Annotated in this window: 20 protein-coding genes; 13 read left to right on the top strand and 7 right to left on the bottom strand. The window is 42.6% G+C overall.

Going from position 1 to position 22,061, the window contains the following annotated elements:
- Positions 1 to 22: 22 nt before the first annotated feature.
- The 6 genes from HZA77_07275 (at position 23) to HZA77_07250 (ending at position 5,296) form a co-directional block, all read left to right on the top strand.
- A complete protein-coding gene (locus HZA77_07275) occupies positions 23 to 193 on the top strand; it encodes a Trm112 family protein (protein ID MBI5375220.1) in 171 nt (56 codons plus the stop codon).
- Between the two features lie 22 nt (positions 194 to 215).
- Positions 216 to 1,016 (top strand): glycosyltransferase family 2 protein, encoded by an 801-nt coding sequence (locus tag HZA77_07270; protein MBI5375219.1) that lies wholly within the window; start codon positions 216 to 218, stop codon positions 1,014 to 1,016.
- A complete protein-coding gene (locus HZA77_07265; GenBank protein ID MBI5375218.1) occupies positions 967 to 2,058 on the top strand; it encodes a glycosyltransferase family 4 protein in 1,092 nt (363 codons plus the stop codon). The genes HZA77_07270 and HZA77_07265 overlap by 50 nt, the downstream gene beginning before the upstream one ends.
- On the top strand, positions 2,055 to 3,230 hold the full coding sequence (locus tag HZA77_07260; protein ID MBI5375217.1) for a glycosyltransferase family 4 protein: 1,176 nt from the start codon (positions 2,055 to 2,057) through the stop codon (positions 3,228 to 3,230). Before HZA77_07265 ends, HZA77_07260 begins: the two co-directional genes overlap by 4 nt.
- Entirely contained in the window at positions 3,227 to 4,297 is a 1,071-nt protein-coding gene (locus HZA77_07255; GenBank protein ID MBI5375216.1) for a polysaccharide deacetylase family protein, read from the top strand. Before HZA77_07260 ends, HZA77_07255 begins: the two co-directional genes overlap by 4 nt.
- Positions 4,298 to 4,411: 114 nt before the next feature.
- Complete coding sequence (locus HZA77_07250) at positions 4,412 to 5,296, top strand: hypothetical protein (protein MBI5375215.1); 885 nt, start codon at positions 4,412 to 4,414, stop codon at positions 5,294 to 5,296.
- On the opposite strand, the gene HZA77_07245 is transcribed toward HZA77_07250, so the two are convergent.
- Positions 5,293 to 6,432, bottom strand: a complete 1,140-nt coding sequence (locus HZA77_07245; GenBank protein ID MBI5375214.1) for a glycosyltransferase family 4 protein — start codon at positions 6,430 to 6,432, stop codon at positions 5,293 to 5,295. The two genes, HZA77_07250 and HZA77_07245, sit on opposite strands and share 4 nt — an antisense overlap.
- A 7-nt stretch (positions 6,433 to 6,439) precedes the next feature.
- The gene (gene lptF / locus HZA77_07240; protein ID MBI5375213.1) at positions 6,440 to 7,636 is read right to left on the bottom strand and encodes an LPS export ABC transporter permease LptF; all 1,197 of its coding nucleotides are present in this window, start codon (positions 7,634 to 7,636) and stop codon (positions 6,440 to 6,442) included.
- A gap of 318 nt (positions 7,637 to 7,954) precedes the next feature.
- On the opposite strand from lptF, the gene HZA77_07235 reads away from it, so the two are divergent.
- The 7 genes from HZA77_07235 (at position 7,955) to HZA77_07205 (ending at position 11,911) form a co-directional block, all read left to right on the top strand.
- Complete coding sequence (locus tag HZA77_07235; protein ID MBI5375212.1) at positions 7,955 to 8,398, top strand: hypothetical protein; 444 nt, start codon at positions 7,955 to 7,957, stop codon at positions 8,396 to 8,398.
- A gap of 104 nt (positions 8,399 to 8,502) precedes the next feature.
- Positions 8,503 to 8,742 carry a type II toxin-antitoxin system Phd/YefM family antitoxin gene (locus tag HZA77_07230; protein ID MBI5375211.1) on the top strand — a complete coding sequence of 80 codons (240 nt, stop codon included), beginning with the start codon at positions 8,503 to 8,505 and terminating at the stop codon, positions 8,740 to 8,742.
- Positions 8,726 to 9,139: a type II toxin-antitoxin system VapC family toxin gene (locus HZA77_07225; protein ID MBI5375210.1), complete on the top strand. Its 414-nt coding sequence runs from the start codon at positions 8,726 to 8,728 to the stop codon at positions 9,137 to 9,139. The genes HZA77_07230 and HZA77_07225 overlap by 17 nt, the downstream gene beginning before the upstream one ends.
- A gap of 51 nt (positions 9,140 to 9,190) precedes the next feature.
- A complete protein-coding gene (locus HZA77_07220; protein ID MBI5375209.1) occupies positions 9,191 to 10,519 on the top strand; it encodes an alpha-amylase in 1,329 nt (442 codons plus the stop codon).
- Between the two features lie 105 nt (positions 10,520 to 10,624).
- Complete coding sequence (locus tag HZA77_07215) at positions 10,625 to 10,954, top strand: nucleotidyltransferase domain-containing protein (GenBank protein MBI5375208.1); 330 nt, start codon at positions 10,625 to 10,627, stop codon at positions 10,952 to 10,954.
- Entirely contained in the window at positions 10,951 to 11,109 is a 159-nt protein-coding gene (locus HZA77_07210; GenBank protein MBI5375207.1) for a hypothetical protein, read from the top strand. The genes HZA77_07215 and HZA77_07210 overlap by 4 nt, the downstream gene beginning before the upstream one ends.
- Before the next feature lie 67 nt (positions 11,110 to 11,176).
- A complete protein-coding gene (locus HZA77_07205; protein MBI5375206.1) occupies positions 11,177 to 11,911 on the top strand; it encodes a hypothetical protein in 735 nt (244 codons plus the stop codon).
- A 628-nt stretch (positions 11,912 to 12,539) separates the two neighbouring features.
- On the opposite strand, the gene fdhF is transcribed toward HZA77_07205, so the two are convergent.
- The 5 genes from fdhF to HZA77_07180 all read right to left on the bottom strand — a co-directional run bounded on the left by fdhF (position 12,540) and on the right by HZA77_07180 (position 21,961).
- On the bottom strand, positions 12,540 to 14,579 hold the full coding sequence (fdhF, locus tag HZA77_07200) for a formate dehydrogenase subunit alpha (GenBank protein MBI5375205.1): 2,040 nt from the start codon (positions 14,577 to 14,579) through the stop codon (positions 12,540 to 12,542).
- Positions 14,579 to 15,376, bottom strand: a complete 798-nt coding sequence (locus HZA77_07195) for a 4Fe-4S binding protein (protein MBI5375204.1) — start codon at positions 15,374 to 15,376, stop codon at positions 14,579 to 14,581. Before HZA77_07195 ends, fdhF begins: the two co-directional genes overlap by 1 nt.
- A 224-nt stretch (positions 15,377 to 15,600) precedes the next feature.
- On the bottom strand, positions 15,601 to 16,020 hold the full coding sequence (locus tag HZA77_07190) for a hydrogenase iron-sulfur subunit (GenBank protein ID MBI5375203.1): 420 nt from the start codon (positions 16,018 to 16,020) through the stop codon (positions 15,601 to 15,603).
- The gene (locus HZA77_07185) at positions 16,010 to 18,997 is read right to left on the bottom strand and encodes a CoB--CoM heterodisulfide reductase iron-sulfur subunit A family protein (protein ID MBI5375202.1); all 2,988 of its coding nucleotides are present in this window, start codon (positions 18,995 to 18,997) and stop codon (positions 16,010 to 16,012) included. The genes HZA77_07190 and HZA77_07185 overlap by 11 nt, the downstream gene beginning before the upstream one ends.
- Before the next feature lie 18 nt (positions 18,998 to 19,015).
- Positions 19,016 to 21,961 (bottom strand): tetratricopeptide repeat protein, encoded by a 2,946-nt coding sequence (locus HZA77_07180; GenBank protein ID MBI5375201.1) that lies wholly within the window; start codon positions 21,959 to 21,961, stop codon positions 19,016 to 19,018.
- Positions 21,962 to 22,061: the final 100 nt, after the last annotated feature.

The raw sequence follows: 22,061 nt of genomic DNA, 5'->3' as shown, positions 1-22,061 counted from the left end.
TTTTTTTAACTGGAGGTATTGCATGGCAATAGATAAAGAATTGCTCGACATTTTAGCCTGTCCTCAGTGTAAGGGGGATATATACCTCAATAAAACCGGAGACGGACTTATATGCGACAAATGTAAGCTTATGTACGAGATAAGAGATGATATTCCCATTATGCTTCCCGAAGAAGCAAAGAAGATTGACTAACCATTTTTACAAACCCTGACAAGTGATTCCGCTTTCTCCAAAACTCAGTGTTACTATCATTACATTTAACGAGGAAAAGAATATAGAAAGATGCCTTGAAAGCGTCAAATGGGCAGATGAAATAGTAGTAGTTGACTCATATAGCACAGACCTTACCGTTGAAATATGCCGCAGATTCACAGACAGGATCTATCTTCATAAATTCGAAGGCCACATAGAGCAGAAAAACATCTCCCTTTCCTGCGCCGCAGGAGAATGGGTCCTTGCAGTTGATGCAGATGAAATAATCAGCGACTCATTACGTGCAGAGATTAAAAAAGTACTTTCTTCGCCTGATTCATTTGACGGTTATCATATAAATCGCGAGAATTACTATCTCGGCAAAAGAATAAGGCACAGCGGCTGGAGCCCTGATTACAAGATAAGGCTTTTCAGAAAAGACAAAGGAATATGGAGCGGCGTAAATCCTCATGACAGCATCATGCTAAAAGGAAAATCGGGCAGGCTTGAATCCCCTATCCTCCATTATTCATATCCTGATCTTTCTCGTCATTTTGCGACAATCGATTTCTTTACAAGCATAACTGCCCGTGAATATTTCAAATCAGGCAAGTGCTGTAAGTTGTCCGACCTTCTGTTAAGGCCCAAGCTGGCATTTTTGAAAAAATATTTTCTGAAGTGCGGCTTTCTTGACGGCATAAGAGGCATCATGATTGCTTTGACGACTTTTTTCTATGTCTTTTTAAAGTATGCAAAACTATGGGAGCTTGGGATTGCTAAAAATACTTCACATAAACGCGGAGATGGAACTTCGCGGAGGTGAGCTCCAGACTATTCTTCTCGCAGATAAGCTTGAGAGGAAAGGCCATTCCTCTCTAATCCTTTGTCAGCCGGGAAGCGGAACTGAAAAAGAATCAGAAAAAAGAGGCGTTAAATTTAAAACAATTTTAATGCGCTCTGACATGGATTTCCCTGCTGCCCTCAAGATTTCCAAAATTGCAGGATTTTATTCAGCCGACATAATCCACTCCCACAACCCGAGGGCTCTGGGCATTTCTTTTCTTGCAAGGATTGCCGGATGCGGCATAAAGCATGTCCATACAAGGAGGGTAGATTTCCCGTTGAAAAGCAGATTTTTTTCAAGGCTCAAATATAGCAGGTGCCCCGAGATGATAATAGCTGTCTCCGAATCAGTGAAAAAAGTCCTTATGAACTCCGGAATAAATGGAGAAAAAATCAGAGTAATCCCAGGAGGAATAGACAAGAACAGGTTCCAGCCGGGTCGTTCCGGAGCGTCCCTTCGCAGTGAGTTCGGAATACCTGATTCTTCATTCATAATTGGAAGCACCAGTCATTTCTCAGCTCACAAGGGGCACATATTCTTAATCGATGCCATGCCTGAAGTAATAAATGTCCATCCTGATACATTTCTATTTCTTGTTGGCAACGGTGAGCTTGAAGATGATTTAAAAAGCCATGCATCATCACTCGGGATAGGAAGACATGTCATATTCACGGGATTCAGGGATGATATAGAGCAATTCCTGCCGCAGATGGACATTTTCGTATTTCCCTCTTTCGAAGGGGAAGGCTCTCCCTCTGCTTTAAAGGAGGCCATTCTCTCCGGAATACCTGTAATAGCTTCAGACATTACACCGGTAAGGGAAATAATATCTCACAATGTAAACGGCATACTTGTTGAGCCCAGCAATCCTTCAGCCATATCTTTTGCAATAAAAAAGCTCATGACAGATGAGAATCTCAGAAAAGAGCTTGTTAAAAATGGATTGGAGCTATCATGCGGTAGCTTCGGCCAAGAGCAAATGGTAAGTGCAGTAGAAAATCTATACTACGAAATTTTATGAAAATTGCATTTGTCCAACCAAAATATTCAAGAATAGGCGGCAGTGAAAGATATCTTTATAATTTAACAAAAGGCCTTTTAACATTAGGAATGGACATACATATCTTTGCCTCACGATTCGAGGAATCCCCTCCTCTGGGAATCACATGCCACACTGTGGAAACAATCAATGCTACGAGAACCACATTTCTCCTTTCCTTTCTTAGAAACAGCGCGTCTATGATTGAAGATATCAACTTTGACATTGTCCAGTCTGCCGGAAAAACAATGCCCGCCGACATATACAGGCTTGGAGGAGGTTTACATGACGATTTTTTACAGCATAAACCAACCGGCAGTAAATTAGACTGGCTTTCCCCGTTTCACATTGCTGTACGCAGAATAGAGAAGAAAATATTCAGGGAAAAGAATTTCAGTAAAATAATCGCCATATCCCGCAGAGTAAAGTCCCTTCTTATGGTTAAATATGAAGTCCCGGGATGTGATATTAAAAAGATATATAACCCTGTAATGATCTCAACTCTGAATCAGGAGAAAAAAGAAGAGGCGAGAATGTCATTCCGCAGAAATAACAGAATTCCAGAAGACAGTCTCTGCTTTCTGTTTATTGCCGAAAATTTCAAACTGAAGGGGCTAAAGGAACTCATAGAGTCCTTCTCGCACCTCCCCGAAGAAAAAAGAAAGAAAGCATTTGTTATTGTTTCAGGAGGAGGAAGAGCAAATCATTACGAGAAGTTGCTTTGTAACATGGGATGCAGAGATTCCTTCCTTTTCACAGGAAGGATAAAATATGGGATTGAAGATATATATTCAGCAGCAGATGCACTTGTACACCCCACTTATTACGATCCTTTTTCCAATGTCTGCCTTGAGGCAATGGCATCCGGACTTCCTGTAATCACTACAAAGATAAACGGATTCTCTGAGATTATAGAAAGCGGCCGCGAAGGTTTTATTGTAAACTGTGCCCGCGACACAGGAGAAATCAGTTCAGCAATGTCATTGCTTTTTAACAGAGAGAAAAGAGCTGAGTTGTCTAACACCGCTGCTCAGCGGGCAAAAGAATTTACTATGGAAAAGCATATAAAAAGTCTGATACCTATATATGAAGATACGGTCCGGAAGAAAGACAAACTAAAAAGGGTAAAGGTAAAACGCCGGCATACGCTATGATACCGATACTGACTTATCACTCAGTACGCCATAAGGATGTTATCACTCCTGACGCATTTGCTGACCAAATGTACTTCCTATCAAAAGGCGGATATCATTTTTTATCCGCAGATGAACTCTACCATGGACTTCTGGATTCGAATCTCCCTTCCAAAAGCATAATGATAACTTTAGATGACGGCTATTTTGATCTATACAGCAGTGTATTTCCGATCTTAAAAAAATACGACATTAAAGCGACTGTATTTGTCATAACTTCAAGGATAAGAACAGGTGAAAACGAGTCAGTTACGGCACGAGAATCGCATATCCGATATTTGCTATACAGTGAGAAGAAAAGCGGGTTTCTGTCGCCGGAAAACATATTGGAGATGCAGAGCTCAGGTCTTGTGGACTTTCAATCTCACTCCCACAATCATGTGATGCACTTTGGTTCAGACAAGATACATTCTTTTTACAACCCTGATAAATACCATCACTGGAGTATTCATTATGCATGCGAAGGAAAGATAAAACTGGGCACACCTCTTTATCGCCTCTCCCCATCCCTTGCATCTCCACGGTATATACCTGACATAAGATTATCCGACGAGATTGTCAGATATACCGCTACTTTGCCAAATAAATATTTTTATGAAAAAGAATGGAAACAAACTGAAAAAATGCTTGATTCAAAGATGGAGTTCCTGCTGGAATCAGAGAATTTTGAGGAAGGAAAGTTCGAAACAGATGAAGATGCATATAAAAGAGCATTGGATGACCTCTCTCTCTCAAGGAATGCTATCAGGGAGATTACGTCTAAGGATATGGAATATCTCGCCTGGCCATGGGGGATATATTCTCCGTTCGGGTACAAGGCATCTCTGGACGCAGGATTCAAGCTTACATTCAGCCTTGATAGGAAAGGACTCCTCGAAAAAAATGAGATTACGAGATTCACAGTGAAAAAAAGAGATGTTGAATGGCTTGAAAAGAAATTAGCAAGTTTATCCGGCGGATTCATGCCCAAGATGCTCTCACTTATAAAAAAGAAAAAAGAAAAGAGACTCTGGAACCCGCAAAGATAAAATGATTTTTACTTAATCTACACAATATTAACATTTTCTATCTTGACGTACAGGATTGCGTTGATTATCTCATTTCTCATCATCAGTTAATAATCATTATTTGGAGGAATTCAAATGGAAGCTAAATGCGTTACATGCAGCAAGGATATCCCAATCCATGAAGCAATGGAGTTAAACGAAAAGTATTTCTGCTCTTCCACATGCCTCGGCAAATACAGAGAGCAGATAGGAGAGAGACAGTTCGACAAGGAGAGCCTCGCCACTTTCGAAAAGAAGCAGGCAACCGGGTGGATACCTGAAAGGGCTTTAAAGTACATTCATATGTGCCAGAGCTGTAATAAAAAACTGCGGGAAACATGCAAGAGCCTTGAAGCAGTATCGGGTGTCAATCGTTTCAAAATTGCAGAATCAGAAGGAATGCCATGGTGCTGCCATGCCCGCTTCAATATCAGTTCTTCCATGGCAGACGGCACAGTCCCCCTTTCATCTGTCATAAAAGTGCAGAAGCTTGCAGAAGAGCTGGCAAAGAATCCGGAAAAGGTAAAGACAATGGTAAAGCACGATACGCTTAAAAAGAAGCTTCTTAAAGAAGACAAGCTTCACGGCATAACAACCGTGCTCTATGACCTTGCTTTCGGAGAATTGGCGAAGAACACCGATTATAAGAATCCCGGCGGAACACCTCCTAAAGTCGAGGGAGAGCACATGTTCCATTATGCCGCATGCCTTGAATGCGACCCGATATTCGGCGCTGAATGCGAGGAGCAGGCTATTGAAAAAGAGCTTAACGAGTGCGTTGAAAAGGTAGAGGCTATGACCAAATCCCTCTGGTGCAAGCATGCGCTTCATTCAATGTCTGCTCTTAACCTGAATAAAAACGTAGATGATAACAGGCTTCAGGGCTTAATCAGATTCGCCGAGAAAGTCGCAGAAGAAAAAGGACATCCCGGAGTCACTACCAGCGATATGTTCATAGCAATGGGAAGGGCTGTTTCTTAAATCAGCTTTTTGTAAAGCTCAATATGCTCGTCGGCTTCACGCCCGGGTGAAAATAATTTCATAGCCCTTATACGGGCTTTTTCTCCCATTTGTCTGCTAAGCGATTGAGCTTTGAGGACTTCCGCAATGCGATTTTCCATTTGCCCAATGTCATCTGCCACATATCCGCTCACACCGTTTTCTATTATCTCACTGGCTGCGCCTGTATTCAATGCAATGACAGGTGTACCGCAAGCCATTGCCTCAAGCACAGTCCTCATGCTTCCGTCGTTTCCTTCGGCAAGCACTACGGCTGCTGACATCACCTTGTATGCAGAGGGAAGCTCTTCTTTCAGATAACCGGTAAATATCACAGAACGTCCCATCAAAGTTCTTTTTACAAGACTTTTTATTTCCTGAAGCAATTCTCCCTTCCCTACCAGCATAAGCTTTGAATCGGGTACTGACTCTTTTATTTTCCTGAATGCTTCCACGATTTCAGTGTGCCCGCGCCCTTTTTTAAATCTTGCCACAAACCCTATTATTCTGTCGTCTTCTGAGATTAAAAATTTGTTTCTGAAGTTTTCTATTTCTTCCGCATTTTTTTCAGGATTGAACCTGTTAAGCTCTACTGAAGAACGGATTACACCAACATTCCCCGGCTCAATATTGAAATTCCCGATGACGGCATTTCTATGTTTTTCTGATATGCAGATTATTTTTTTTGCCATTTTCCCATAGAGCAGGCGATAGTCAAAGCGCTTAGCTGTAAGCCTTGTGTTATGAATCGTTCTCACAATCCGGGGTTTCCTTTTCGAGATGGCAGACGCAATAAAGCTTACCCAGTGGTCATGGGAAAGATGGCAATGTACTATATCGATTTTCTCGGCATCGATAATCCTGGAGAGTTTTATTGCCTGCAAAAGCGAAATAGGAAAAACGCCTCTTGGCGACAGGTCTATTTCCTGAATAACTTTGAGACCTTCATCATTAAAACGCATAAAGATATTCCCATGCGATACTGGCGAAGCAACAGAGAGTCTTATCTCATTCCTAAGGGACAGAGCCTTAGCAAGGACAAGTACCGGCTGAGCAGCCCCGGTAAGGTTGCTTACACTTATCGTATGTAGAACATGTATCTTGGTGTTATCCTTCACCGCAAATTTAAAAATCCTTCTGTCCGATAATTTTCTCGTTAAACCTCTCAATAGCAGCGCTCATCTTTTGCGATATTTCAAGAATCCATGAACTGCGGTCACGTGCGACTCTCATGAAGAGATAGATACCTATGGAAAAGAAAAGGACATTCGGGAACCACGAGCTTACAGCAGGATCTATAATCCCCTCCTCCCCCATTCTCTTGCCGCCCATAAACACAATGAAAAAAACCATCATTAGCAGTATGCAAATAAGGTAGCTAGGCTCCTTGCCGCTCCTCTGGAAAAGGATCCCGAAAGGAACTCCAAGGATTCCAAATACAATACACATGAAAGGGATTGCAAACTTCTGGTTAAGGCTCACAAGAATACTATTGTATTCTCTGGTTGATGGTTTATATTTTGCCAATTCATCCAAAAGCTGTGAAACGTACATCATCCTGTAGGAGCCGGTCTTTTCGCTTCCCAGTTGTTTTGTAAGGTCAAGCCTGAAATCAAAATCATCAAATTTAACCATTCTGTATTCCTGCCCTACATCACCTCTTATGTGGATAGAGCCGTCCTGAAGTTTAAAAACAACCTCTGATTCTTTGGTACCGGGAACAACCCAGCCTTTTTTCGAGAAGATCACCTTTTTGTGCTGATCATCCCTGCTGTCAGAGAGTAGGACGCCTCTCATTTTTCCATCTGACTCGACTCTTTCCGCATAAATGACAAGCCCTTCGCTAACTTCATTAAATGACATCGGCTTGATTCCTATAGTCGCGTTCGAATGCAAAACATCAAGCGACAAGGCCTTGAACCCGTCATAAGCGCGTGGCGATACCTCAACCATAATCAGCGTTGAAAGCACCCAGCATATGAGTGAGAAAATAAATACCGGCCTCGCAATCCTGTACAGGCTTATGCCTGATGCTTTAAGCGCCTCTATTTCACGGTCTGATGAAAGGCGGACCATAGTGGCAATGACGCTGAAAAAAAGCGCTATGGGGATTATAAACCCGAGAAACTGAGGTATGAGATACGAGATAAGAAAAAGCATATTGAAGAACCCGGCTCCCCTGTTAATCAGAAGCTCCATGAGATTTGCAAGGTTGCCAAGTATAATGAGCATTGTAAAAATCATAAGGATGGACAAAAAAGGAACAGCAAGCTCGCTCATTATGTAGCGGTCAATGACTTTCATTTGGAATTTCAATCTCATGCAAGTAAAATCCTAGTTTAATTTAAGTGTGTTAATAAACCATTATTTTCCGTTTTATACAATGCAAAAGTCAATTGATAAGATGACAAAGCTTATTGAAAGGATTTGCAAAAACAGTGAACTTCTTTATTTGTCAATTTCGCTTGCCGGATTTATTATCAGGAAGGTATAATCACAAGATACTATCGTATTAAATAAAATTATATAGCATTAAGGAAACACCTGAAAGAAGTGACAATAAAATAGTTGCAATAATCAGATTTGATTAAAAAATACAGGTTATTTTTTTGCAATCAGTAATTTAAAAAAGGAGCATATATGTTAAAAAAAATCATGGTAGTTTTGCCTGCTTTATTTATTGCCGCCTTTTCATCATTTTTTCTTTTGCCAGCTGAAGGGCAGGATGTTTCGGTAAATGCTTCAGATATTAAATTTACTCCACCGGATTCTGTTGTCGCTGGAACACAGGTAGTCATATCTATACCTGTCTATAATCTCAAAAAAGATGACACAGACGAGAGTAAAGACGCAACTGCCGACATCAAAATATATTTAGACAATAAGGAAACTAAGCTTGGCTCGTGGACCGGCACTATCCCGGCTCAGAGCGGCATGGATCTCGGTATTGATTGGGACACTACAGCAGTCAATCCCGGTTATCATGCAGTGATAGTTGACATAATCAATATCAAACCCAAAGATTCTAATCCGGACAATAACCAGGCCATAACCAACAACTATCTTATTTATTGGAGAAGATAGGGAAAGAGAAATAACTATTTTCCATGATATGATTATTTGAAACTCTTGACACACTGTACAGAATAGCGTACATTACTGTACAGATACAATCAGGAGAGAAAAATATGAAAACTGTAAATTTTACTGAGTTCCGCAAAAATGCGTCGGAATTGTTATCCGTTGTTGAAGGAGGAGAAAACTTGTTGGTACTGCGACATGGTAAACCCATAGCTGAAATATTACCGGTCGCACCATCCGCAGAAGGTACGCCATCATGGAAACGGCGAGGCTTGCGGCTCGTTGCCAAGGGGGCTGCTTTGGCTGCTGCTATCATAGAGGAACGAAGAGGTGAAAACGTTCTTTGACTCATCTGCATTCGCCAAGCGTTATGTTGAAGAGAGTGGAAGTCCAACAGTGGATTTGCTCTGCCAGAATTCTACAGAATTAGCACTCAGCGTGCTCTGCATCCCTGAGATAATTTCAGCATTAATGCGGCGATCCCGGGAAGGAAACCTTTCGCATCGGGAATATGCAGACGCAAAACAGTACTTTTCTCAAGACATCCGTGACGCAATTATCATTAATATAGTTCCGCAAGTGTTATCCAAATGCACTAAGATTCTGGAAGATAACCCAGTTCGCGCTGCAGATGCGCTGCACATCGCGTGCGCCCTTGAATGGAAAGCAGAATTGTTTGTTTCCGCAGATAAAAGACAGATTTCTGCAGCTAAGAAATCTGGATTGCATACAAAGCTTGTATGAATTCATTAGAAATCAGAGAATTCTCTCATTATTAATTAGAAAAGAGTAATCATGTCGGATGTAATCCTGCACGCCTTTGACTGGCATTATGGAGATATAGAAAAAAACGCACCAAAGATCGCGCAATACGGATATGGAGCGGTCCTCATTCCACCGCCCCTATACAGCGACGAGAATGGCAAAGAATGGTGGCAGCGATATCAACCTAAAGATTACCGGATTCTTCGCTCAGCTCTTGGAAATAAGAATAACCTTAAAAAAGCCATAGATGCTTTGCATGAAGCCGGGGTGCGAATTTACGCTGACATTGTCTTTAATCACATGGCTAATGAGAAAGGAAGCAGACCTGATCCCTTCAACTTTCCCGGCGAGCAAGCACTTAAGCGATATACGAGTAAAGAGGAGAAGGAATCCTTTGAGGCAGACCGTCTCTATGGAAAACTCTATGAAGGGCTGTTTTCACCGCAGGATTTTAATCCTGATGGAGACATTAGCAACTGGAGCAACCCTGATGAGGTTATGGAAGGCAGACTTGGAGGTCTTCCGGATCTCGACCTTAATGACTGGATCGTACTTCAGCAGCGGACATGCCTGAAATCATTAAATGACCTTGGATTTGACGGCTATCGTGTAGATGCCATGAAACATATGCCCATCGAGCATCTGGAGCGCGTATTCAACACAGAGGACATGCGGGGAAAATTTATCTTTGGAGAGACTCTCACTTCTAATGACCAGGAAGAAGCACTGTTTCTTAATCCCCTTCTAAAAGTAACATCATTCCCTTGTTACGATTTTCCGCTTCAGGAAACATTGCGTAGAGTTTTCTCACAATCAGGTTCACTTCGTGAGCTTTCTGATCCGGCAGCTTTTGGTCAGGCCCTCCCCTGGTACAGGGCAGTTACCGTTGCCATTACCCATGACATTCCGAATAACGATGGATTTCGCGGACTTGCTTTACAAGCGCAGGATGAGTATCTTGCCAATGTCTATCTGCTTGGACGCGATGGCGGCGTTCCGCTTATCTACTCAGACAATAATCAAAGCGCACAAAAATATCGTGAAGACCGAGACCGCTGGGCTAATGCGTGGATGCGTCAGGATATTACATCAATGATCCGTTTTCATAATGCTGTTCATGGAACTCCCCAGCGGTCTCTTTTCGAAGCAGATGGTTTTTTTGTCTTTTGCCGCGGTGACCGCGGGATTGTTGCAATCAACAAAACAGATGAGTGGCAGCACCCTACCATCTGGACATGGGGTCTTCGCCATGGAACCTATTCATCCCAGATACACGAATACCAGATGGAACTAAGCGGCGATACATTTACTTTCGCCATCCCCCCGCGCCAGGCCCAGATGTGGCTTTATAGGGGTTAGCAAGAAAAACAGTAGTGAATTCCACGCTCAAAAGGTATAATTGTCGCATATAAAGGTATTGAGGACATGGCTAAGAGAAATGATAAATAATAATGTTTGAATGCTATGAATGAAAAAGACAAATTAATAATCTCAGAATTTAAAAATAGGCTTTCTCCGGATTTGCAATGCCGCGTAAAACGTCTAATTGTTTTTGGTTCCAGAGTTCGCGGTGATGCAGAGGAAGATTCAGACCTTGATGTAATTGCATTAGTTGATGAAAGGGCTACAGATATAGAAAAAAAACTTGAAGATACTGCATATCAGGTTATGTGGGACTTTGATTTCAAACCATTTATATCTTTAAAAGTATTCTCTGAAGAACAGTTTTATGATGCTCTGAAAAAAGGATTCTCTTTTTATCAGCATGTAGAAAGAGAAGGAATTTCTCTATGACTGAGGAAGTAGAAAAACTTATTAAGAAAGCAGAGCATGCGATTGAAGTAGCTGAGGATGTTAAACGCAGACTCGCTGAGTTACGTTCAGGCGCTGTGAAGGCCATATTAGACGATGCTGTGTTTGCAGAGATACGTGAACGTTTCGAAAAATGAATGGAAATAAAAAAACTGATAATTCGAGACTTGACTCTTTTTCTTTCTCTCAGACATTGGAGGCATCATGGGTAGAGATGAAGGAATAGAATTCACCCTCCCCACCATTCCTTACTTCTATCATGATATCGTCGCAAGGATTATTCCCGGTATGATTCAGCTTGGGCTTATTACCTATCTCTGCATCTACCATTCAGCAGAATGGGTGCAGAAACTTAACCTGAAGATCTTGCTTGATACCTCTCAGTTCGCGGTTGCAGTGATCTTAATAGCTAGCGCATACTTTATTGGCGTATTCTTCGAGGGTTGGATGTTGATTGGTAACATAATGGTACGCGGACATATCTTGAGACTTTATCATTTTGCTTTTTCGAGCGCTCTCAAAAGCACACGCCGGAATTTTAATGTCGCTGGTAATATGGACATAAATGAAGTGGCCATACTAACCGAGGAAACATCCTCGATTCTTGAAAGCTACGAACCGCTTGCACCGCATTTCTTTGCGCGGGCAACACGTTTTCTTGCCGAAGCCAAGATGATGCTCTATTCCGCCCTTGCCATGCCAACTGCTATAATCGTTGTTGGCATCACGACTGGACACTGGCAACCGCCTGGTGGTGACGCCGGTATTGCTCGCGGCATTGTGTTATTTCTACTCTTCGTAGCCGCTGCATTTGCTCGGCAGAGGAGACGTGCGGTCGAAATTCTACGATGCGTCCAGTATTTAGCCCTGCGTCCAGAGCCAGCTGAAGTGGGACAACGGGCACGCACAACGTGGACAAGAATTGTGAGGAATCTCTGAATTATAGTTCAGATGATGTTGAGAAAACAGCTCCAATGACGTCAGTCCATTTATGATTGATTGACGATTTCAAAATTCATTGCGAATGTTAGATATTTTTGTTCCTTGCTGATAAAAAAGAAATGGAGGAATAGGGTCTTTAATTTCATTGTTTCACTTATTTCCCTTCACATCAAATGCTTTTTTAGCATTTGAGCGGCAAGCACTACAAAGATACCCTTCTAAAACACCCCATTAATTTTTAAGAGATTCTTCTCCTTCTCTTCGTTCAAGGATCACAATGACACCACGATATTTAAAATCAGTCAAATATTTTCGATTGAAAAAAACTGGATTCCCTCTTTCGAGGGAATGACAATAAAAAACTTGAGATGACAAAGTGCTTTTCAGCAAATTCAAGTTTTGTGTGGAAGACGAGGAAGTGGACATCCTTTTTTTTGCAAATGCGGGATTTGAGCGTCAGGCGAGGAAGCGGAGGATTAGCATACCGGAGCATACTTCTGAGTATGTGAGGATTGCTAACCGGACGCTGACAAAGCATCACGCCAAAGCCTGAATTTGCAAAAGTGAGGATTTGCGAGCCGGTCACTGACAAAGTATAACACCAAAAATTGAATTTGCCACCCTGTCAGGATTTTTTAATCCTGACAGCAGAAACCTTAAACTCCGGTATCTTCGCGATTGGATCCAAATGTCTTCCCGTCAACACATTCGCCGCTTCCTTCGCAAAATGAAATGGCATGAAAACCACTCCCTCTCTAATCCCTTCAGTTACCTTTGCCTTAACCTTAACCGAGCCGCGCCTTGATTCAACTTCAACATATTCACTGTTTTTTATTCCAAGCTTTTCTGCGTCCGCGGGATTTATTTCAAGGAATGCCCTGTTTACTTCAGCATTAAGTGATGGAGACCTGCCGGTCATGGTGTTTGAATGAAAAAGAAAATAGAGTCTTCCAGTAGTTAAAATAAATGGGAAATCATCATCAGCCCGCTCTGCAGCTTCTTTAAATTTTATATCAAATATCTTCCCCTTCCCTCTTGTAAATTGCGTCAAGTGGAGAACAGGTGTTCCCTTATGGGTCTCTGAAGTGCATGGCCATTGTAAGCTCTCGCGTTCAAGACGTTCATAGGTTATCCCTGCATACTGAGGAGTAAGAGAGCGCATCTCATCGAATATTTCTTCTGCTGTTTTAAAATCAAACCCCTTTGCTTTAAATGCTGATGCAAGCAGATTGATAGCCTCCCAATCCGCCTTTGCCTCACCCGGCGGATTAACTGCTTTTCTCACTCTCTGCACTCTTCTGTCTGTGTTTGTAAATGTCCCTTCTTTCTCTGCAAAGCATGCGGCAGGAAGCACAACATCTGCAAATTCCGCAGTCTCTGTCATGAATATGTCCTGCACTGCAAGGAAATCAAGGGATTTAAGGGCGTGCGCCACGTGGGTTGAGTCAGGATCCGTAACTACCGGATTCTCTCCCATTATGAACATGGATTTTATTTTCCCCTCCCCTGCTTCCCCCATCATCTCAGTCAAAGTTATTCCATTCTGCGCCGGTATTTTACACTGCCAGACAGACTCAAACTTTCCGCGCAATGAGCTATCTGTCACTGCCTGGTAACCTGGGAGGAGATTAGGAAGCGCCCCCATGTCGCAGGAGCCTTGAACATTCTGGTGTCCTCTTAATGGATTCACGCCTGTACCTGGCTTTCCAATATTCCCTGTAACCATAGCGAGATTTGCAAGTGCGCGTACATTATCAGTGCCTGTTATATGCTGGGTTATTCCCATAGAATAGATGATGGCAGATGGTTTGTTTTTGGAATAAAGAATCGCAGCATTGACAATATCTTCTTTTTTAAGACCTGTTATCTTTTGAGCCTCTTCCGGTGTATAATCTGCAACCGATGCCTTTAACTCATCAAATCCTTCAGTCCTCGCATCTATAAACTCCTTGTCCATCAACCCCCCTGAGAGAATAACATGTATCATGCTATTTATCAGCGCGATGTCGCTGCCGGGCTTATGCTTTAAATGAAGCGAGGCAAAGCGTGAAATGGGGATATTGCGGGGGTCAGCTACTATTATTTTGCACCCATTTTTTAATGCCCGGTATAACCTTGTGGCAACCAATGGATGCTGTTCAGTTGTGTTGGAGCCAATGATAAAGAGGCATTTTGACTGCTCAAGGTCGGGTATTGAATTGGTCATGGCGCCGCTTCCAAAAGAGCCGGCAAGACCTGCAACTGTCGACGCATGGCAAAGCCTTGCGCAGTGGTCTACGTTATTAGTACCAATCACTGAGCGGACGAATTTCTGGAAGAGATAATTTTCCTCATTGGTGCATTTTGCAGAACTTAAAAAACCGGTTGAATCAGCTCCATACGCTTTGATTGTACTTCCTATCTTTTCTGCAATCAAAGAGACCGCCTCATTCCAATCAGCTTCAACAAAGCTCCCATTCTTTTTTATGAGAGGTTTTTTAAGGCGCTTTTCATTATGGATGAACTGGTGGATATTCCACCCCTTTATGCAAAGCCTTGCATCGCTCACAGGATGGGCGGGCTGTGGAAGTGCTTTTGTGATTTTGCCTCCGGCTGCCTCGAGAAGAAGTCCGCAGCCGCAGCCGCAATAGACACACGTTGTTGGAACCCATTTTACCAGAGCCATCAGTCGCCCTCCTCTTTTATGCTTTCAATAAAATCAAGAGGGCATTTTTCATCAATTGACGCGCCGGGGATATATTTAAAGTCACGGATAAAATCCCTGAATACTTTTTTATGGATCAATCTCAACGGTATATCTACCGGGCATGCCTCTTCGCACTTTCCGCAGTCTATGCATCTGCCTGCAACGTCAACTGCCCGTGCAAGATGGAAAATGGGAAACTCAGGAGGCAGTTCACCTTTCTCGACAACATCCGCTTCCTCAAGACAGCAAGCCTTGCATATACAGACAGGACAGACATTCCTACACCCATAACATTTTATGCACCTTGCGAAATGCTTTGACCAGAATTCCCATCTTTCCCTGCTGGTACTGGATTCAAGCGTATCAAGGGTTTCATCTTTTAAAAATCCCTTCCCTTCCTTAACTTTAACAACAAGATCATCTTTCCAGTCGCAGGCGCATTTATCACGAAGCTCTTTAGAGCAATCAATATCAATGAGAATTACGTCATCCATATTGATATGTTGAAGTTTATGTAGCTCAATTACCGCGGCTTTTTCGCAAGGACGGAGAACTACACCGACCGGAGAGCTGTCATCGCGCGCATCAATGACCGATGCAAGCATCTTTTCTATCGGGTACCTCCGTTCGTCGAGGCAGATATTTGAAACTTCATCAAGGTTCTGAGCCGTGATCTGAACGGGAATGACATTAATGCCATTTTTTACTATGGCAAGCACAGAGCCTGCCTTTCCGTCTTTTATCAGCGAAGTTATTTTTTCTCTTATCTCATCCATGTTTTTGAGTTTCTATTTTATCATCTCATTTTTTTTCTTGTCATCCTCGCGAAAGCGGGGATCCAGAAATAAAAACAACTAATCTGGATTCCGGATCAAGTCCGGAATGACAACTTAAATTCTTATCTCATCCATACTAGATATTTTCAATTTGCGTTATATAAGGCTTGGCATGTCCCTCGTCAGGCACCTGCTGTTTAGTGCCAGAGAGGGACTGACAAGACTTATTCTTTCTTATTTCCTTGCTTTATCTCTTTCACCTTATCTGAAATCTTTTGTATCACCTCTGCAAATTTTATCCCTTCTGAGGCTGATATCCATTCGAGATGTAAAGCTCCGTCAGGCAAACCAATAAATCCCAACACTCCTTTAAGGACTTTCATCCTTTTTTCAGCCATCAGGTTTCCAGCGTTGTAATGGCACTCTCCCGGATGGCATCCTGCAACAAGCACTGCCTTTGCTCCCTTTTGGAAAGCTTTCAATATATAATGCGGCGAGATTGAACCTGTACACATGACCCTTATGAGAAGAACATCTGCCGGATACTGTATCCTGCTCACACCGGCAAGGTCAGCCCCTGCGTAACTGCACCAGTTACAGGTAAAGGCTATTATTGAAGGAGTTTTTTTATCTTCAGATTTCAAAGGCGCCCTCTATCTGTCTCATAATCTGTGATAACTTAAAATTTTTAAGCAGGTTCGCACCGGACGGACAGCATGCCGCGCATGTGCCGCACCCCTTGCATTTATTTTCATCTACGCGGCAGACCTTCATCCTATCATCGAAATATACCGCCTCGTAGGGGCAAGTCTTAAGACATTTGAGGCATCCTATACATATATTCTCATCAATGAAAGAAATCACGCCTCCACGGATTACTTTTTCCTTTGAAAGAATGGTCATTGCCCTTGATGCACATGCGAGCCCCTGAAGCATTGATTCTGTTGAGCTCTTGGGGGCATGGGCAAGTCCGCATATAAATACCCCGTCAACCGAAGTGTCAACCGGTTTAAGTTTTGCGTGCGCTTCTAAAAGAAACGAATCTTCGTTGACCGGGATCTTGAAAACCCTGCTTAACTCCTTGCATCCTTCGCTCCCTTCGATGCCTGTTGAAAGTACGAGAAGGTCTGCGGTTAACGACACATCAGCCATAAAAGTAGTATCAAAAATATCAATATGAAGTTTTTCCTCTGCTCTTACCTGAGGCTCATTTTCCTCTTCAAATCTCATGAATCTCACGCCAAGCTCCCTTGCCCTTGTGTAAAGTTCTTCTTTCTTTCCATAGGTGCGCATATCCCTGTAAAGGACATAGATGTCTGTCTCCGGCATAAGGCTTTTAGCCATGATCGCGTTTTCAACTGCCTGCGTACAGCACACCCTGCTGCAATAGGGCTTATCCTTTGAGCGGGAACCAACGCACTGCACCATCACAATATTTTTAAATTTCCTGTGGGCAAGTCCATTGGAAAGAAGGACCTGTTCAAAATCACTTTGCGTTAAAACCCTTTCATCTTCACCAAGCATATATTTCTTTGGGCGGCATTCCCTTCCGCCAATTGCTATCACTGCGGCACCATGAGAGAGAGCTATCTCTTTTCCATCCTGCGTTTCTATGACAGAATGAAAATTCCCAATTGAGCCTGAGAATTCTTTGATACCGGCTTCGGTCAGGACTTCTATGTTCCTGCAATTCCGGAGCTTATCTATAAGCGCTGTCACCATATCAGCGGGGTTTCTTACATTTGATGAGATTTTCCGTTTAAGCGAATTCCCGCCAAGCTCTTTTTCTCTTTCAATGAGGACAACGTCAACACCCTGCTCAGCCATAGCTATGGCAGCACTCATTCCGGCAATGCCTCCTCCGACGACAAGGCACCTCTTTTCAACGTCTGCGCTTGTCTCGTTCAAAGGCTCAAGACGCATTGATTTATTTACAGCCATGTTGATAAGTCGCATCGCCTTGTTTGTTGCTTCTTCAGGGTTCTCGCGATGTACCCATGAGCAGTGGTCCCTTATGTTTGCCATCTCAAGCAGATACTTGTTAAGGCCTGCCTCCCTTATCACTTCCTGAAAAAGAGGCTCATGCGTACGCGGACTGCATGAAGCGACCACAATCCTGTTTATCATGTTCTCAGCAATAAGCTCCTTCATTCTTCTTTGCCCGTCCTCGGAACAGAGATAAACATTCCTCTCAACTACTTTCACAAATGGATGCTTTGCCACTTCAGTCTCAAGTTTTACAACATCAATTACGCCGGCTATATTGCTTCCGCAGTGGCATATAAGAACCGCTACTCTCGGCTCATTATAAATTTCTCCGCTTTCAGGTGGATAATTTTTCTGGTCAGTCAGAATGCTGTCTGCGCCGGATAGCAATGCTCCTGCAAGTGCGGATGCAGCGCCTGCCTCTATTACGGTCTCAGGGATATCCATTGGCTCCCGTGCTGTCCCGCAAAGATAAATGCCATCCCCAAATCCCCATAAGCTGTCTTTTGACGAAGAGTTAGACAATTCAGCCGGATAATCTGCCGACGATTCTATCCCTGTTGAAAGGACTACCATGTCAAATTCTTCTTCGCTTACCGAACCATCAGGGAGACAATATTGCAAAAGCAGGTTCTTGCTGGAAGGTACCTCCCGTATCTTAGATATGTTCCCTCGCCTGAATGATATTCCGTATTGGTCCCGTGCACGGTTATAGTATCTTTCGAATCCCTTTCCATATGTTCTAAGGTCAGTATAAAAAACAGAACATTCAACTTTCCCCAGTTTTTCTTTTAAGAGGATAGATTCTTTTATGGCATACATGCAGCAAACGGATGAGCAGTGGGGAAAGCCATTATTCTTGTCCCTTGAACCTACGCACTGTATAAACGCAACCTTCTCCGGGTATTTTTTATCTGAAGGTCTAAGGACTTTTCCTTTAGAGAATCCGCTGGCGCTAAGCATCCTCTCGATATGTCTGCCTGTTACGACATTCTCGTAAATACCGAATCCAAGCTCTTTTCTAAGATGAGGGTCAAACAGACGGTAGCCGCTGCTTACGATCACAGCACCGGCATTGATCTCGATCTCTTCTTCTTTTTCGTTTAGATATATGGCTCTCGCCTTGCAGGCTTTGGCACACTTGCCGCAACGCGTGCAGGCGGCTGAGTCTATGGCATAACAGTTCGGAGTTGACTGCGGGAAAGGGATATAAATCGCTTTCCTTTTTGACAGCCCCATCTCATATTCATTGTCAACCTCAACAGGACAGGCTTCAACGCAGTCTGCACAGGCAGTGCATTTCTCCTGCCTTACAAAGCGGGGCTTTTTTAAAACTTTTACGCAGAAATTCCCCGGCTCACCGGTGATTTCCCTTATCTCGGAAAGAGGCAATATTGTAATCTTAGGATGACGGGCGCACTCTGAAATCTTCGGGCCAAGTATGCACATTGAGCAGTCATTTGTCGGAAAGGTCTTGTCGAGCGATGCCATGTTGCCGCCGATGGATGAGGATTTTTCTAAAAGGTAAACCTTATAACCCATCTCGGCCAGATCAAGGGATGCTTGTATTCCCCCAATTCCTGCACCGGAAACAACGACTGAGCCGACAGGTTTCTTGCCACCTATGCCTGACATTGGAAAGTCCCGGGAAAGTTATCTTCCTTCCTGAACAAGATTGGACCAGAAATAGGGATGTGAAAACGATATCGAGTGCGGCCCTGTATTATCATTGTAGTTTGAATCGCGTACTTTCTTTTTAGCAAGCCGTAATGCCTCACCTTTATTTAACTGGTATTTTGTATCTTTTAATGTCTTGTAAAATTCCTTTAAAAGTTCAAGGGAAGAGAATTTGTTTCCTTTCCAGTATGGATAGATAACACTCTTAATCCCCGAGCTTAGGACAGAAGATACAAGTCCCAAATAATTATATCTCTCACTTTTGCTGCTACTCTTAAATTCTGAATCCGTAAAAAGGGCAACCGCTGAGTTCCCCTTCATAATGCTTATCTCATCTCCGTTTAATATTTCCTTGCTGTTCTCTTCATCGAGGATAAGTCCTGTCTCAAAATTAGTGTCTACGCTGATATTGGCTGGAATCTGAAACTGTAATATCCTGCATCCGGAAACCGCATCTGCGATTGCTGACTTCGAAGGAATTTCTATGTTTTGACTTCCCCCTTCGGGAGCAAATATTTCTGAGAAAGCCTTAAATCTGGCATCTTTATCTTCGCCAACCATACAGAAGTCGCTTGTAAACTTTATATCCTGCTCAGGCTTTTCTGAGAAATAAACACCAAGAGGCGCATATATTACCGAGAAACCATCAAGCAGATAAACAGAGTCAGAATATTCTGCAAGTATGCTGCTGTCGCTTCTTTCCATATTTCCTGCCTTTTTTACGAGAAGCTCGAAGGGAAGATTGATGAGCGAGCCGGTAGGTTCGATGAGCAGTACCTTTTTGTCGAGGATGTAATTTTCAACAGGAGTTATAAGAGCGCCATAAAGTTCCCCGGCTTTTTTCAAATCAAATTCTCTCAATGTCCTGTTTATCCAGTCTGATTCGCCGAGTACTGAAACTTTTTTGAGAGGCGCGAGGACTTCATCTACAAGGTTGTCTATTTTTTCTTTCGAAGACGCCAGTTTTATAAGTCTTAGATCTTCTTTTGTAATTATGAAAACAAAACAGGAATTCCCCTTAAATATATATTTAATGAGTATTTCGTCATTTGCATTGATCGCATTTTTTCTGATGTTGAAAGAAGAGAATTTTTCAAAATTCTCACCTGCCAGCGTACTGATGGCTTTTGAAGATATTTCTGTCATATCCTGATAGGACTCAACTTCACTGTATAGATAAGCTGCTTCTGCATATTTTTTCTCTGCCTTGCTATCATAAAGTCTCAAAAGCAATTCAACAATATCTGACACAATCTGATTTCTTTTCCTGTCAGGTAGATAAGTTGAAGAAATCCCATGCGATGAATCCTCCATGGAATTTACTGCCGACAGCATGTTAACAAGCGCCTCTTCATTCCTGTTTTTAGTCCACAGACACATAGCGATTCCATATTTCGCTCTCCAGATGATCTGTCCGTTCAATGCTTTATTCCCTGTGTCCAAAGCTGACTTATACATCCTTTCAGCATCTCCATACATTCCGGAAGCAAAATAGCAATCTCCCATATCGATCTTGGCCATTGCTTCTCCCGACGAATCATTCATTTCCTTGAATATGGCTTCCCCTCTCATAAAGAAGTTCAACGATTCAGGCAGGCTTTTTCGTGCAAGATAATACCTTCCCAATGCACAGAGAGCGTTTGCTTCTCCCGATGAATTTTTCTCTTCTATTGCTATTTTGTCCGCAGCCTTCAGCATATCTTCTGATTCTGAAATGCCATCTATGGCAAGAAGGTTTCCAAGCCTTATCATTGCCTCAGATTGCATATGCTTATTTTCAGTTCCTTCAAGTTTTTTAAGTACATCCCTGTACACAGACACCGCTTCATCAAGACGGCCTTCACTTTCGAGTGAAAGACCATTTTGCAGAATGGATTCATCAATTACTGAGGGTACTGATGGCACTGAGGGTACTATGAATGCTTGTGTTACTTCTTCCTTTTTTTCTTCAACAGGTGCTGGTTGCGGTACTTCTATCTTCTTTTTTTCCTCTATTATCTCTTCAGATATTTTAGCTTCCAGAGGTACGGTGATTGGGGGAGCCATTGCTTCCGGCGCTGCAGATTTCTCCTTTTGCGGTGCGGGCACTTCTATTGTTTTCGTTAATTCTACAACAGCCTCAAGGAGATCCTCCATTCCACTTTTATCGCCTGCCTTATCTTTTAAGCTTATGATCTCAAGAAATTTCTCCTTTGCCTCCTTTGTGCGCCCCATTTCTTTATAAAGGTAGGCGATATCAGTCAAAACATCCATCTTAGAGCTATTGTCTTTTTCTTTTGTATAGATAGAAAGCGAATCATTATAAGCTTTGAGAGCCTTGTCATAATCTTTTAGCTTCTTATGGGCTTTAGCCAGATTGTAAAGGTTAAACGCCTCGTTCCCAATCCTTCCTGATTTTTTCTCAAGCAGGGCCGCTTTCTCAAAATTATCAGCCGATTTTTTATAATCGCCTGATTTCCACAAACTTACGCCTATGTTTGTCAGCATGTCTCCTTCTGTTCCGGTATCATGGAGTTCCTCCGAGATTTTCAATGCTGAACTGTAATTTTCAATTGCTTTTGCGTAGTCTCCGGATTCGTCGTAGGCATTGCCGATATTTCCAAGTACAACAGCTTCAAAATCACGATTGTTATTTTTGCGGTAAACTTCAAGCGCCTTTTGCCATGATTTAATTGCGCTCTCATAGTCTTTTTCCCTGAAATATTTTGCCCCATCACTGAAGCTTTCATCAGCATTTGACTGCTTGAAAGCACTCAGTGCATCTTCGAATTTACCCTGCTCTATAAGGGTCTTAACACTTCCTTTAAGTACTGGACTTTCTTTAGTTGCTTTATTTGCAGACTCCTTCTGCGCAAAGGACAAAGCCGGAAGCAAAATAAAAGAAACAACTGCTGCGATTAAAAAAACCTTATATGTTTTCATATCCTTATTTTCTTAAACCATCTTTCAAATTAAGATTGAGTAATAGACGCGAAAATTGCACTTTTCATACCTTTTACTAAGCTTGCTTGTCAAGTGCGGT

It is taken from the genome of Candidatus Schekmanbacteria bacterium (assembly GCA_016219965.1).
GTDB lineage: Bacteria > Schekmanbacteria > GWA2-38-11 > GWA2-38-11 > J061 > JACRJM01.
This window is presented reverse-complemented; position numbering and strand designations above follow the sequence as displayed.